Genomic DNA, 12066 nt, shown 5'->3' with positions numbered 1-12066 from the left:
AGATCTACACAGCTCGAGGATCGTCGGCAGCGTCAGATGTGTATAAGAGACAGCGTTCTCTCTCTCTCGGACCCGACATGACGTCGAAACCCGCCATGTTCCGGTCCCCGCGGGCCAAGATCGGGGCGACCCGGCCGACCCGGGCCGCGGTCGAGCGAATCGTCGCTGAGCTGGGAGATCTCGACGGATCGGGAGCGATGACGGCTGAACTGGCGCGATCGGCGGCGGACCTGGTGGATTCGGCCAAGCGGATGCAGGATGCGGGGCTGTGGCTGCGGGCGTCGCAGCGGTTGGAGCAGCTGCTCGCGAAACTGCCCTCCTCGTCGGGTGAGGGGGTGAGTGCAGATGCTGAGCAAGCAGCATCGGGCGACAGCGTCGCGGATCGGCTGGCAGCAGCAGTGGGGCGCGCCCCCGTTGTGGGCGACGGCGAGATCGGCTGAGCGTGCGTCGCATGGTGCGGCGATGGCGGAGATCTCGGCGCTGCTGGGGAAGCCGATGTTTCCGTGGCAGCGGTACACCGCTGGTGTGGCGGGTGAGGTGGATCCGGTGACGGGTGGCCCCTGGTATCAGACGGTGATGGTTGTGGTGCAGCGGCGTGCGGGGAAGACGACGCTGATTCCGCCGGCGGCTGCTCGGGTGTGTGGGCAGAAGGATGATCCGGCGGTGGCGTGGCTGACGGCACAGCAGCGGGATTCGGCTCGGCGTCGGTGGCTTGATGCGACTCGGCCGCTAATGGCGCTGCCTGGGGTGCGGCGGAAGGTGTCGCACTCGTTCGAGGAGCTCGTGTGGCCGTGGGGGTCGGCGTTCCTGCCGTTCGCTCCGTCTGAGGATGTGATGCACGGTGAGGACCCGGCGCTCGTGTTCGTGGACGAGTTGTGGTCGTTTTCGCTGCCGCAGCTGGAGTTGGTGCAGGCCGGGTATGAGCCGGCGTGGTCGGTGCATCCTGGGCAGGCGTGGTTGATGACGGCGGCGGGGTCGGAGAGGTCGACGGCGTTGCGGTGGGCGCGGCATGTGGGGCGGGAAGCGACCCGCGACCCGAGGTCGAGGATCGCGTACTTCGAGTGGGCGATCGACGACCAGATCGATGGTGTGCCGGTGCAGAAGGTGCCGCGTGCCCGGCTGCTCGAGGAGATCCTGGCGGCGCATCCGCGGGCCGGGTTCGGTCTCGACGTTGCCTACGTCGAGCAGCAGCTCGCGAAGAGCCTGCCGAAGGGGCTGCGGGCGTATGGCGGGATCGATGAGGACTCGTCTGAGGATGAGCTCGTGATCGATGGGACGGCGTGGCGGAGGGCTGAGCAGCGTGCGGTGAGGATCCCTGAGCGGGTGCGGGTGGGGTTTGGTGTGGCGGCTGATCCGGAGTTGCGGCAGGCGTCGGTCTCGGCGGCGTGGCGGCGCACCGATGGGGTGCTGCTCACTGAGGTGATCGAGGAACGTGAGCAGGTGCGGTGGGTGGTGCGGGCCGCCGTCGATGTGGTGGAGCGGTGGGCTGGGTCGGCGGTCGCGGTGCGGTCGACGAAGGGGGATCGGGATCTCGGCGACGCGATCGCGGCCGAGATGGTGGACCGGAAGATGGACGTCGAGCGGTGTCTGGTGCGCGTGTCAGCATCGGACTATGCAGCAGCCTGCCATCGTCTCCGCTCCGGGCTCGAGCAGCGCCCGGACCCGGCCGTCTTCCATCTCGGTGAGCGGTCGTTGCGTCGAGCGGTTGGGGCGGCTCAGTGGGGTCGTGGTGTGTGGGTGGCTGAGCGTGGCCCGATCGCGCCGTTGGAGTCTCACACGCTCGCTGGTTGGTGTGTGGATCATCTGCCGACACTCGCTGCCGAGCCGCGTCGTTTCCAGGTTTTGTGAGGCGTCGTGCTGACGTTCCCGGCTCCTGGTGCGGTGCAGGTGGGGCTCGCGTCGGTGTTGGCGGTGCCGGCGGTGGCGCGGTGTGCTCAGGTGACGGTGGGTCTGATCCGTCAGATGTCGCTCGACGCGTACCGGGGGGCCCAGGTGTTGCCTCGCTCCCGGTTCCTGCAGTGCCCGGATCCGACGCCGAACACGGCACGGGCGTGGTTTGTGGGTCAGCAGGTGCAGGACTACCTGGTCCACGGGAACGCGGTGCATCTGATCACGGTGCGGGGCCAGGACGGGTATCCGCTAGCGGCGTCGTGGGTGCCTGCGTCGTGGGTGTCGATCACTCGGGATCCGGAGACCAGCGAGGTGGCCTACTGGGTGCGTGGCCGTCGGGTGTCGTCGGCGGACGTGGTGCATGTGCGGCGTGGTGGTGACGAGTGGGAGCCCGCCCGTGGGGTGGGTGTGGTTGAGCAGCATCTGACGACGTGGGCGCGGATTGAGCGGCAGGGCCGGTACGAGTCGGACATGCTGGACGTGTCGGCGGTGCCGTCTGTGGCGATCGAGACGCCGAACCCGGATCTGTCGCAGGAGGAGGCCGACGCTGCGTCTGAGCGGTGGTTGGAGAAATTTCAGGAGCGGAAGCCGGCGTTTCTGCCGGCAGGGACGAAGATCACGCCGTTGGCGTGGTCACCGCAGGACTCGCAGATGGTCGAGGCCCGGAAACTGTCGCTGGTGGACGTCGCCAACATGTTCAATCTCGATGCGTTCTGGGTGGGTGGTGAGTCCGCTGGCCTGACCTACAAGTCGGTGGGGCCGATGTTCCTGTCGCTGGTGCGGCAGACGGTGGGGCCGATCACCGATGATTTCGAGCAGATCTGGGGTGCGGCGTGGCTGCCCTATGGGCAGGAGCTGCGTTTCGCGACCCGCGAGATCCTCGCGGACGACATGACCACCGACGTCGCGTGGATCGAGAAGGCGATCGGGGTCGGTCTGCTGACGGTGGAGCAGGGGCAGCAGTGGCTAGGGCTAGGAGGGCTCTCATGAGTGACCAGGTATGTCTGTCAGCGCCGGAGGTGCGCACGTTCGCCGGGCTCGAGTTCCGTGACGTCGACGCGACGGAGTCGCTGCGCTACCTCGAGGGCCGTGCGGTGCCGTATGGGCAGTGGCAGGACGTCGGCTGGTACATGGAGCAGATCCAGCCCAGGGCGTTCGCCAAGTCGATCCGCGAGGCCGCTCGGAAGCTCCCGCTGCTGCTGTGGCACGACAACCGCTCGTTCCCGGTGGGTGTGTCGGAGCGGTGGACCGAGACCGACGATGGTCTCGATGTGGTGTGGCGACTCGACATCGAGGACGATCTCGCGATGACCGCCGCCCGGAAAGCCCGTGATGGGATGCTCACCGGCCTGTCGGTCGGGTTCGCGTCGATCGAGGATGAACGTGAGCTCGACGACGATGGGCTGATGTGGGTGAAGCGGATCGAGGCACGGCTGCTGGAAGTGTCTCTCACTCCGACCCCGGCGTATGCCGGCGCGAAGGTGTCTTTGGTGCGGTCGCGTGAGCCGCTGCCTGATGGTGGCGGGAAGCCGGTGCGGAGGTCGGCTGAGGTCGCCGCGCTGCGCAACTGGCTGGCCTCACGCCGTCCCTGAGCTCGGCCCGGGCGTCTCGTTTTTGTCCGAGGACGTGGTTACCTGATTCCAAGGTCGTCATGCCGGAGACGATGACCGGTCGGGCCGGAGCATCAGGCCACCACTCGACAGGTCGGGACGGGCCACCACGTGACGAACATCAATCGATCGTCTCGAAAGGAACCCCCCATCATGAACCCCGTCCTGGCTCGTCTCCTCGCGCAGCGCCAGCAGCAGCTCGAGTTCATCGACCAGCTGCTCGCTCAGATCGAGTCCGAGAACCGTGACCTCGTGGACGCTGAGCGCAGCAACATCACCGCCGCTCGGCAGCGCGTCGAGGAGCTCGACGCCCAGATCAAGCCCCTCGAAGAGTTCGAGGCCACCCGTGCCGCGCACACCGAGACGGTGTCGCAGGCCATCCCGACCGCCCCCCGCAAGGACAAGGGTGATCGTCACCCGCTCGGCGTCCAGGAGCGGCAGTACAAGTACCCCTCGGCCGGTCATTTCCTGGTCGACTACCTCGCGGGCCGCGGCACGCGGTCGACCGAACCGGATCTCGACGCGCGCCAGCGTGCCGAGTCGGCTCTCGGCCGCTCCATCGAGCCCGAGGCCCGCGCCCTCGCGAAGCAGACCACGGCTGAGACCCCCGGTCTGCTGCCGGCGGACATCGTCGGTGAGATCCTGTCCGATCTGGACGCGGCCCGACCGTTCCTGACGTCGATCGGCATCAAGCCGCTCGGCACCGTGCGCGGCAAGAAGTTCTCCCGCCCGGTCATCACCCAGCACACCCAGGTGGGCAAGCAGGCGGCGGAGAAGTCCGAGCTGCCGTCCCGGCAGCTCAAGGTCGGATCGATCGATTTCAGCAAGGACACCTACGGCGGTGCGCTCAACATCTCGCGTCAGGACATCGACTGGACCGACCCCAGCGCGTGGAACGCGATCGTCACGGATCTGCAGGACGTATACGGTGTCGAGACCGAGGACGCGGCCGCGCAGGCGTTCGCGGCCGCGATCACCCAAAAGACGACGATCCCGAAGGCGTCCGGGGAAGACCTCAAGGCCTGGATCAAGGCCCTGTACAGCTCGGCTGTGATGGCGGTCACCGCGAACGGCACCCAGCGCGCCAGCTCGCTCAGGCTGCCGAACACCATCTGGACGTCGGTCGATATGTGGGGGTCGCTGGGCTCGATGCTCACCGCGAACCGCACCCTGCTGCAACAGGCTGGGGCGTCGTCCCCGACCGCGTTCGACGGCGACATTCTCGACATCAAGCGGGTGATGGCTCCCGGCTTGCCGGCAGGGACGATGATTATTGGTCGCTCGTCGCAGGCTGAGGCCTACGAGGAGCGCATCGGTCTGCTGCAGGCCGTGGAGCCGTCGATCCTGGGTGTCGAGGTCGCCTACGGCGGATATTTCGCGTTCGGTGTGCTCGACGCGACCGCGTTCGCGAAGGTGGAGGTCGCGACCTCATGACCCGTGAGGTGACGAGCGCCGGCCAGGTCGCCGGATGGTTCCCAGACGAATCACCCTCGACCGTCGAGACATACCGCCTCGCGGCCGAGTCCTGGATCGCCAGCCGGTGCCGCGTGCCAGCAGAGGGCCCAGCGCCGGCCGCGCTGGTCCAGGCCGTGCGCCTGTTCGTCGCTCGTCACCTCGCCCGCCGCAACTCACCCGACGGTTTCATCGGGATGACTGAGCTCGGCCCCGCCCGGATCGCATCGGTCGACCGCGACATCGAGACCCTCATCGCCCCTTATCGCAAGCTGGTGTTCGGATGATCAACCTCGAGCGGGTGCGGGTCGGGATCGTCGAGGTCTTCGGCTCGGTGGTCAGTGGGATCGTGGCCTACCCGGCCGCACCACACGGACCGCTACCCGAGCAGTTCCTGATCGTCGGGATGCCGTCCTGGCGGGAACCGATCGACTCGATCTGTCTCGATCGGTGGGAGTGGCCGGTCCTGGTCGTCGTGGGCCGGCCCGGCACCAACGACACCGCCACCGCCGAACGGTTGCAGGCTCTGTGGCCGCAGGTGGTGGTCGCTCTGCAGCTCGCGATCCAGGCCGATCAGTCCCTCGGCGGGATCTGCGCAGCAGCGACCGTTACTAAGGCCGAGTTCGGCACCGTCGACATCCAAGGCAAACAGTTGCCCTGCCAAACCATCACGCTTCAGCTCTACGGAGGATAACTATCATGTTCCAGCCGCTGTTCTTCAAGAACATCGATCTCGTGCTCGGCGCCAGCCCGGGCACCCAAGTGAAGTGCCAAGTGAAGAGCGTCAAGCTCTCGCCCGACGCCAAAATCGTCAAAGAGAAGACCGCCTGCCCCAAAGGGTCGTACTCGGAGGTGGAGCCCACCCAGTGGGAACTCGAGCTCGGCTACCTCGTCGGCCGCGACACAGAGACCGACGGCAACGCCCTGTCGGAATACCTCGTCAAGCATGAGGGTGAGCTCACCCCGTTCGCTTTCCGGCCCTGGTCAGGTGACCACAAGGGCGGCTGGAAGGGTCGCGTCAGGATCGTGCCCGGCGAACTCGGCGGCGAAGTCGGTGAATTTTCGAAGGTGAGCGTCAAGCTTGCGATCGAGGGTGCACCGGAGCCCCTCACCGAGGCCGAGGCGGCCGAAAACAGCTCGGCGGTGTTCTCATGAGCCAGCACATCATCCCGACCGGCCGGTTCCGGGCCGTCGTCGACGGCAAGCCACTCACCGTGCAGGTGATCGCCGCCGACGTGCTCCGCTGGGAGCAGAACAACAAGGCAGCGTTCGTCGGCTCAGATGGATCGATGCCGCTGTCGCGTATGGCCTGGGTGGCGTGGGCCGCTGCGTCCCGCCTCGGCCTGTACGACGAGACCGTCGCGACGTGGCTGACGTCGATCGAGTCGCTGGAGTCCCTCGACGACCGTGACGAGGCCACCCAGCGCGGTGAACTCGATGCCGATCCGGTGCTGCCGGACCCTACCGAGGCGGATACCACCGCCTGATCGCACTGATGGCGGCGGCGTTCGGGGGGACGCCGTCGCAATGGGCGGCTGAGGACTTGACGATGATCGCGACGGTCCTCGACTGCCGACGAGAGATGAGAGAGCAACGATGAGCGGTGGCTATAGGCAGGGCATCGAGGTCGAGGGCCTCAAACCGCTGCTGCGCACGCTCTCCAAGCTGCCTCGTGAGGTGAACGCCGAGGTGCGTAAGGCATCGAAAACGATCGCTACTCGCGAGGCTGACCGGATCAGGGCAGCCGCGAACGACACGCTGTCGCGGGCCGTGGCCGTGTCGGTCAGAGCCCGATCAGATCGGGTGCCGGCGATCGTGTCAGGTGGGTCGCGGAAGGTCGCGGTCTCGGGGCACCCCTCGGCCGGTCAAGCATTTTTTGGGGCCGAGTTCGGGGGCGGGGCACGCCCCACCACGGCCCAGTTCCGGCCTCACCGAGGCCGACACGGCTACTGGCTGTGGCCCACTCTCCGTGCCGATGAGGAGCGGATGCTCACAGAGTGGCTGGCCGCTCTCGACACAATCGTGAAGGGGTGGAGCCAGGATGGCTAACGACCGCACACTCACCGTGAAGTTCGAGGGCGAATCGAGCGGCCTCGAGAAGGGCACGAAGCAGGCCGAGCAGGCCGTCGGTGGTTTCGCGGGGAAACTGAAGGGGGCCTCGGCGGGGATCGCCGGATTCCTGGGTGGTATCGCTGGTGGGGCGGTCGTGGCCGGGATCGGTGCCGCCAAGGACGCCATCGTCGATTTCGTGGGCGGCTCCCTCACCGCGGCGTCCGATCTCAAAGAATCTGCCAACGTGGTGGGCCTCGTGTGGGGCGACGCGGCCGCGGGCATGCAGGGGTTTTTCGACAGTGCCGCATCGAGCCTGGGTATGTCGAAGTCGGCCGCGCAGGAGGCAGCCGCCGGCGTCGGCGGGCTGTTGCAGAACATGGGGTTCGCCAACTCGGAGTCGGCCGACTGGTCCCAAAAGCTGCTGACCCTGTCGGCCGATATGGGGTCAGCGTTCAACGCTGAGCCGTCCGAGGCGATCGCGGCGATCGGGGCCGGGCTCCGCGGGGAAGCGGAGCCTCTCAAGCGATTCAACGTGTTCTTGTCGGATGCGGCGGTGCAGGCTGAGGCGATGTCGATGGGCCTCGTCAAGGGCAAACGCCCTCTCACCGAACACGAAAAGGCGCAGGCTCGGCTGTCGCTGGTAATGAAGCAAACCTCGAAAGTGCAGGGCGATTTCGCGAATACCTCGGATGGTGCGGCGACCGCGTCGCGGGTGAACGCCGCGAAGGTCGACGATCTCAAGGCCAAGATCGGGGCCGGTTTGCTCCCGATCCAGGAACGCTGGCTGGGGTTCATGAACAATGCCTTGATCCCGGCCGCTGGCAAGGTGGTCGACTGGCTGGGGCAGATGGGGTCCGGGGTCGCGGCCGCGGCGCAGCAGATCTCGCAGTGGATCTCACCGATTACCGACACCGTCAGGCTGTTCATCGGCACGATCACCGGTGAGGGTGCCGACGTTGACCTGCCGTGGATGGACGCCGTCATTGACGCCGGTGCCCAGGTCGGCGGAATCTTCGACACCCTCAAGCAGGCTTGGGCCGATTTCGGGGCCTCGGTGCAGGCCGCGGTGGCGACCTACATTCAACCGGCCATGGCGCAGTTCTGGGGCGTGATCCAGCAGGCACGCGACACCGTGATGCCGATCATCACCCAGATCACCGCGTTTGTTGCCTCGAAGTGGGCTGAGTGGGGGCCGACGATCCAGCTCTACCTCGGGCAGGCGCGTGAGATCCTGACCGGGATCATGCAGGCGATCATGATGGTGGTCAGCCGGGTGATGAGCGTGATCGCGGCAGTGGTGTCCCGAGTTCTCGGCGTGATCCGTGGGTTCTGGCAGTCCTACGGGTCGCAGATTTTGAGTGTCGTCTCGACCGTGTTCAACACAATCATGCGGGTGATCGGGGGGGTGCTCCGCGTGATCCAGGGCATCGTCAAAACTTTTCTGTCGATCCTCAAGGGCGACTGGCGGGGCGCGCTCGACGGGGTCAAGCAGATCGTCTCGGGTGTGTGGCAAACAATCAAAGCCGTGTTCTCTGGCGGAATCGATGCGGTGAAAGGCGTAGTCAAGGTAGGTCTGTCGTTCATCACTGACCGGTTCCGGGACATGAAAAATGGGGTCGTGGGGATCTGGGACGGCATGGTGTCCACAGTGCGGGGGGGGGGGGCCGCCCCCCCCACCATCGGCGCGATCAAGGGCCCGATCCGCAACATGATCAGCTGGCTCAACAGCAACGTCATCTCGCCGGTGAACAACGTCATTGGAAACTTGGGTCTGCCGCAGGTGCCTCACATCCCGTCGTTCCACAGCGGCGGCATGATCCCAGGGCGTCGGGAGCGGCTCGCGATGGTGATGGGTGGTGAGGGTGTCCTCACCGGGCAGGCGGTGTCCCGGATCGGTGGCCCGCAGGTCCTCGACGCACTCAACGCCGGCAGGCTCGATATCGCCTCGATCGTGCGGACCGAACCGGCCGCGGCCGCGGTCGACGTCGACTCCCTGGTGGACCGACTCGCTACCGTCCTCGCTCGCGCCCTTACCCCAGTGGTGTCGGTCGGGATCGACGAGGGCGACATCACCCGCGTTGTCGAGGCCAAACTGCGACGCCACACCCGGAAAGGGGCCCCCGCATGGTGAGTATCTCCACCACGATCACTGGCTGGACGGTCCGGTTCCGGGTCGACGTCGACGCCGACAAGGTCGGGTTGCCGATCACTGTGATGGCGACCGCAGCCGACGTCGAGCGGCCGGTGCGTGGCTGGTCGCGGCCACGTCCCGCGCCGGCGTCTCTGGTCGCGATCGACCACGAGGCGTCGTTGTCTCACCCGACCCGGTACGACGTCGTCATCAGCGGGCGCATCGCCGCGTCCGCAACGGTGACTGTCCCGAGCGCGCTGCCGGTGATCACCGACCCGATCCGTGGCCGACACATTCCCGTGACGATCGGGTCGTGGGATGAGTGGGCGCATGACCGGAACCAAATCTCGCTCACTGTGGCTCGTCGCAGGGACCCGATCATCCTCGACGCCGTGGAGATGCTCCCGACGTCGACGATCACCCTGATCCACACCGCCGGTGGGGCCGCGGCGCTGGCCGATTTGCTGCAGGACCAGTCCCTCGTGCAGATCCGCCCCACGTGCCCGTATCTGCCGACCGCCTGGGTGTCGTGTGGGGCCCGGAAGCGGTCGCTGTTCTCGCACGCTCCGGGGTCGGCGACGGTCGACCAGATCAGTGTGCAGCACATCGGTCAGCCCGCCCCCGACACCACAGCCCAGGGCAACACCCTCAGGGACCTGGCCCTCGCAGTCCCGACAACCCTGGCTGCGATCGCTGCCCGCTGGCCCCAGATGATCGACATCGCCTACGAGGACCTCGCATCATGAGAGCTGCACCAGACGTCACCCAGATCCTCACCGAGGCCCGTATCGAGCCGGTGTGTGAAGTGACGTCGTGGCTCGGATCCCGGTACCTGGGCCAGGTCGAGGTGACCCAGGGCGAGGTGAAGGAGTCGAGTGTCGGAAACCTTTTGGGGTCGTGTGAGCTGACCGTGTCGAGTGACTGGGCGCCCACCGATCCGGGGCACCCCCTCGCCGCTGCCGGGCAAGAGCTCGTGGTGCGGCGTGGGTTCCGGCTGCCCTCGGGTGAGGACGTCGGATGGTGCCTGGTGGGTCGGTACCGCATCTCGTCAGCGCAGGAGGACGGCGGCTGGGTCAAGGTTGAGGCCGATTCAGTCGATTGCCGGCTGGATCTGGCGCGCTGGGTGATCGCGACCCGCACCGCCGGCTCGTTCGCTGCGCAGGTGCGTGCGATTGCGGCTGGGGTGTGCAGCGTCGATGTGCGTGCTGCCGATCGGACCTCGGCGGCTCGGGTGTGGGAGCAGGGTAGGAGCCGGCGCGAGTCTCTCGTCGAGGTGCTGGATAGCTGGGGGTGTGTGCTCCGGATGAGGGATGGTCGGTTGGTGGTCGAGCCGACACCCACCAGCACCGCCGCTCCCTCGATGTCGCTTCATGATGGTGTGGGTGGGACGGTGCGGCGGGTCGAGGTGGGCTCATCGGATGGGCGGCCGAACGCGGTGGTCGCGTCAACGTCGCCTGGTGGGGCTGACGAAGCGCCGGTGAGCAAGCTGGCGACCATCGAGCAGGGGCCGTATCGGTGGGGCGGTGCCTACGGACAGGTGCCAACGTTTTTCAGCTCGCCGCTGCTCACGACCCCGCAGCAGTGCTTGGCCGCCGCTCGGACCCGGCTCGACCGGATCCAGCGGGAAACGGTCGACCTCACGGTGCAGGCCGTCACGGACCCACGTTTAGAGCTTGATGATGTGGTCCGTGTCCTCGCTGATGATGTGGACGTGGTCGGGCGGGTGACGGAGCTGACTCACGCGCTCACCCCCGGGAAGGAACCCGGCCAGATCGGGCTGACAGTGCTACGTGGACGAATCGGAGGGGCGACGTGGTGACGATGACGGTGGCTCGGATCACCTCGATCTCGGGGCGTGTGGCCCGGGTCGAGGGGATCCCGGGAGATGTGGTGATGCTGCGGCACGTCACCTCAGCCAACGCGACAGACCTGGCGGTGATCTCGCTCTCAGACGGTCAGGCGTGGATGGTCGGAGTTTTGGGCACGGTGGCCCCCCCGCCGCCGCCTCCTCAGCCTGAGGATGGGGCGACGCCTGCCCCGGCCCCGGTGATTGAGGTGGTGACGCTGAGGCCGACGGTGTCGGGGACCTGGCGCGGTTCGGGGTGGCGCAGCGACACCAGCGACCTGTATCAGGGCGACTGGACGGGCCGTGGCCTCAACCGTGGCGGGGCGTGGTGGGGTCCGCTGCCGTCCCGGATCAGGTCCGGGTCGGTGCTGCTGCGTCGTAGGCGGGCGGCGGGGATGGGTGCGGCCGCGACGCCGACGCTGACGCTGCTGGCAGGCACGTCCAGGCCCTCGGGGGCCCCCACGGTACTGGCGAGTCAGGCTGGGCCTGCCCTGGCGGCTGGTGCGTCGACGACCTGGGATCTGCCGGCGGCATGGGTTGCCCAGATGGCGTCCGGTGCCGCGGGTGGCATCGGGTGCCAGATCGACTCGGCGGCACCCTACATGGCGCTCGTGGTGTCCGATGCGGGGATGACACTGACCCTGACGACAGAGAGCGAGGGCGTCTGATGCCGGCTACCCGATTCACTGAGCAGGACCACACCAGGCTGTGGGAGCACCTCAACAGCCTGGCGACCGACATCGACACGATGGTGGGTGCGGTGACCCCAGCATGGTCGTCATACGCCGTGGCGTGGTCGCAGAGCGACGGCACCACCCTCTCGATCGGAAACGGCACGCTGGAGGGTCGCTGGATGCAGGTGGGGCGTCTGGTGCACGCCTCGGTGTCGATGGGGCGAGGCTCGACCACCCATGTCGGGTCGGCGGCGTGGGTGTGGTCGATGCCGGTCAACGCCAGGGCCTGGGCGATGGTCGCTGGCGTGGGGTGGCTGGCGCGTGGCGGGTCTGAGTATCCGCTGACGGTGAGGCCGGTGGGCCCTGGCCGTGTGGTTGCGCTGATCCCGTCCGGGCGGATCTCCAACAACA

General features: G+C 67.3%; 15 protein-coding genes. All 15 read left to right on the top strand.

Going from position 1 to position 12066, the window contains the following annotated elements; translation table 11 throughout:
• Positions 1-77: 77 nt before the first annotated feature.
• Positions 78-440: a hypothetical protein gene (locus tag ACTQ48_RS10520; RefSeq protein ID WP_441570854.1), complete on the top strand. Its 363-nt coding sequence runs from the start codon at positions 78-80 to the stop codon at positions 438-440.
• A gap of 22 nt (positions 441-462) precedes the next feature.
• Positions 463-1848: a hypothetical protein gene (locus ACTQ48_RS10515; protein ID WP_441085656.1), complete on the top strand. Its 1386-nt coding sequence runs from the start codon at positions 463-465 to the stop codon at positions 1846-1848.
• A 6-nt stretch (positions 1849-1854) separates the two neighbouring features.
• Positions 1855-2880 carry a phage portal protein gene (locus tag ACTQ48_RS10510; protein ID WP_441085657.1) on the top strand — a complete coding sequence of 342 codons (1026 nt, stop codon included), beginning with the start codon at positions 1855-1857 and terminating at the stop codon, positions 2878-2880.
• Positions 2877-3482, top strand: a complete 606-nt coding sequence (locus tag ACTQ48_RS10505; RefSeq protein ID WP_441085658.1) for an HK97 family phage prohead protease — start codon at positions 2877-2879, stop codon at positions 3480-3482. The genes ACTQ48_RS10510 and ACTQ48_RS10505 overlap by 4 nt, the downstream gene beginning before the upstream one ends.
• Positions 3483-3653: 171 nt before the next feature.
• Complete coding sequence (locus ACTQ48_RS10500) at positions 3654-4934, top strand: phage major capsid protein (protein ID WP_441141172.1); 1281 nt, start codon at positions 3654-3656, stop codon at positions 4932-4934.
• Complete coding sequence (locus tag ACTQ48_RS10495) at positions 4931-5239, top strand: hypothetical protein (RefSeq protein ID WP_441085660.1); 309 nt, start codon at positions 4931-4933, stop codon at positions 5237-5239. The genes ACTQ48_RS10500 and ACTQ48_RS10495 overlap by 4 nt, the downstream gene beginning before the upstream one ends.
• On the top strand, positions 5236-5646 hold the full coding sequence (locus ACTQ48_RS10490; protein WP_441141174.1) for a hypothetical protein: 411 nt from the start codon (positions 5236-5238) through the stop codon (positions 5644-5646). The genes ACTQ48_RS10495 and ACTQ48_RS10490 overlap by 4 nt, the downstream gene beginning before the upstream one ends.
• A 5-nt stretch (positions 5647-5651) precedes the next feature.
• Entirely contained in the window at positions 5652-6107 is a 456-nt protein-coding gene (locus ACTQ48_RS10485) for a hypothetical protein (protein WP_441570852.1), read from the top strand.
• On the top strand, positions 6104-6439 hold the full coding sequence (locus ACTQ48_RS10480; protein WP_441141178.1) for a hypothetical protein: 336 nt from the start codon (positions 6104-6106) through the stop codon (positions 6437-6439). Before ACTQ48_RS10485 ends, ACTQ48_RS10480 begins: the two co-directional genes overlap by 4 nt.
• A gap of 109 nt (positions 6440-6548) precedes the next feature.
• A complete protein-coding gene (locus ACTQ48_RS10475; protein ID WP_441085664.1) occupies positions 6549-7001 on the top strand; it encodes a hypothetical protein in 453 nt (150 codons plus the stop codon).
• On the top strand, positions 6994-9135 hold the full coding sequence (locus ACTQ48_RS10470; RefSeq protein WP_441570850.1) for a phage tail protein: 2142 nt from the start codon (positions 6994-6996) through the stop codon (positions 9133-9135). Before ACTQ48_RS10475 ends, ACTQ48_RS10470 begins: the two co-directional genes overlap by 8 nt.
• A complete protein-coding gene (locus tag ACTQ48_RS10465; protein WP_441085666.1) occupies positions 9129-9881 on the top strand; it encodes a hypothetical protein in 753 nt (250 codons plus the stop codon). The genes ACTQ48_RS10470 and ACTQ48_RS10465 overlap by 7 nt, the downstream gene beginning before the upstream one ends.
• On the top strand, positions 9878-10954 hold the full coding sequence (locus ACTQ48_RS10460) for a hypothetical protein (protein WP_441085667.1): 1077 nt from the start codon (positions 9878-9880) through the stop codon (positions 10952-10954). Before ACTQ48_RS10465 ends, ACTQ48_RS10460 begins: the two co-directional genes overlap by 4 nt.
• Positions 10948-11649 carry a hypothetical protein gene (locus ACTQ48_RS10455; RefSeq protein WP_441141253.1) on the top strand — a complete coding sequence of 234 codons (702 nt, stop codon included), beginning with the start codon at positions 10948-10950 and terminating at the stop codon, positions 11647-11649. The genes ACTQ48_RS10460 and ACTQ48_RS10455 overlap by 7 nt, the downstream gene beginning before the upstream one ends.
• On the top strand, positions 11649-12066 hold a 418-nt coding region (locus ACTQ48_RS10450; RefSeq protein WP_441570849.1), incomplete at its 3' end, for a hypothetical protein. The genes ACTQ48_RS10455 and ACTQ48_RS10450, both read left to right, overlap by 1 nt.

The organism is Collinsella sp. Sow4_E3, from assembly GCF_052116285.1.
Taxonomy (GTDB): Bacteria; Actinomycetota; Coriobacteriia; order Coriobacteriales; family Coriobacteriaceae; genus Collinsella.
The sequence above is the reverse complement of the archived record's forward strand: the minus strand, read 5'-3'. Positions and strand labels throughout refer to the sequence as shown.

What these genes read in the sequence shown, in the direction of transcription:
- ACTQ48_RS10520 (WP_441570854.1), top strand. Translation starts at nt 78, where the DNA reads ATGACGTCGAAACCCGCCATGTTCCGGTCCCCGCGGGCCAAGATCGGG.
- ACTQ48_RS10515 (WP_441085656.1), top strand. Translation starts at nt 463, where the DNA reads ATGGCGGAGATCTCGGCGCTGCTGGGGAAGCCGATGTTTCCGTGGCAG.
- ACTQ48_RS10505 (WP_441085658.1), top strand. Translation starts at nt 2,877, where the DNA reads ATGAGTGACCAGGTATGTCTGTCAGCGCCGGAGGTGCGCACGTTCGCC.
- ACTQ48_RS10500 (WP_441141172.1), top strand. Translation starts at nt 3,654, where the DNA reads ATGAACCCCGTCCTGGCTCGTCTCCTCGCGCAGCGCCAGCAGCAGCTC.
- ACTQ48_RS10495 (WP_441085660.1), top strand. Translation starts at nt 4,931, where the DNA reads ATGACCCGTGAGGTGACGAGCGCCGGCCAGGTCGCCGGATGGTTCCCA.
- ACTQ48_RS10490 (WP_441141174.1), top strand. Translation starts at nt 5,236, where the DNA reads ATGATCAACCTCGAGCGGGTGCGGGTCGGGATCGTCGAGGTCTTCGGC.
- ACTQ48_RS10485 (WP_441570852.1), top strand. Translation starts at nt 5,652, where the DNA reads ATGTTCCAGCCGCTGTTCTTCAAGAACATCGATCTCGTGCTCGGCGCC.
- ACTQ48_RS10480 (WP_441141178.1), top strand. Translation starts at nt 6,104, where the DNA reads ATGAGCCAGCACATCATCCCGACCGGCCGGTTCCGGGCCGTCGTCGAC.
- ACTQ48_RS10475 (WP_441085664.1), top strand. Translation starts at nt 6,549, where the DNA reads ATGAGCGGTGGCTATAGGCAGGGCATCGAGGTCGAGGGCCTCAAACCG.
- ACTQ48_RS10470 (WP_441570850.1), top strand. Translation starts at nt 6,994, where the DNA reads ATGGCTAACGACCGCACACTCACCGTGAAGTTCGAGGGCGAATCGAGC.
- ACTQ48_RS10465 (WP_441085666.1), top strand. Translation starts at nt 9,129, where the DNA reads ATGGTGAGTATCTCCACCACGATCACTGGCTGGACGGTCCGGTTCCGG.
- ACTQ48_RS10460 (WP_441085667.1), top strand. Translation starts at nt 9,878, where the DNA reads ATGAGAGCTGCACCAGACGTCACCCAGATCCTCACCGAGGCCCGTATC.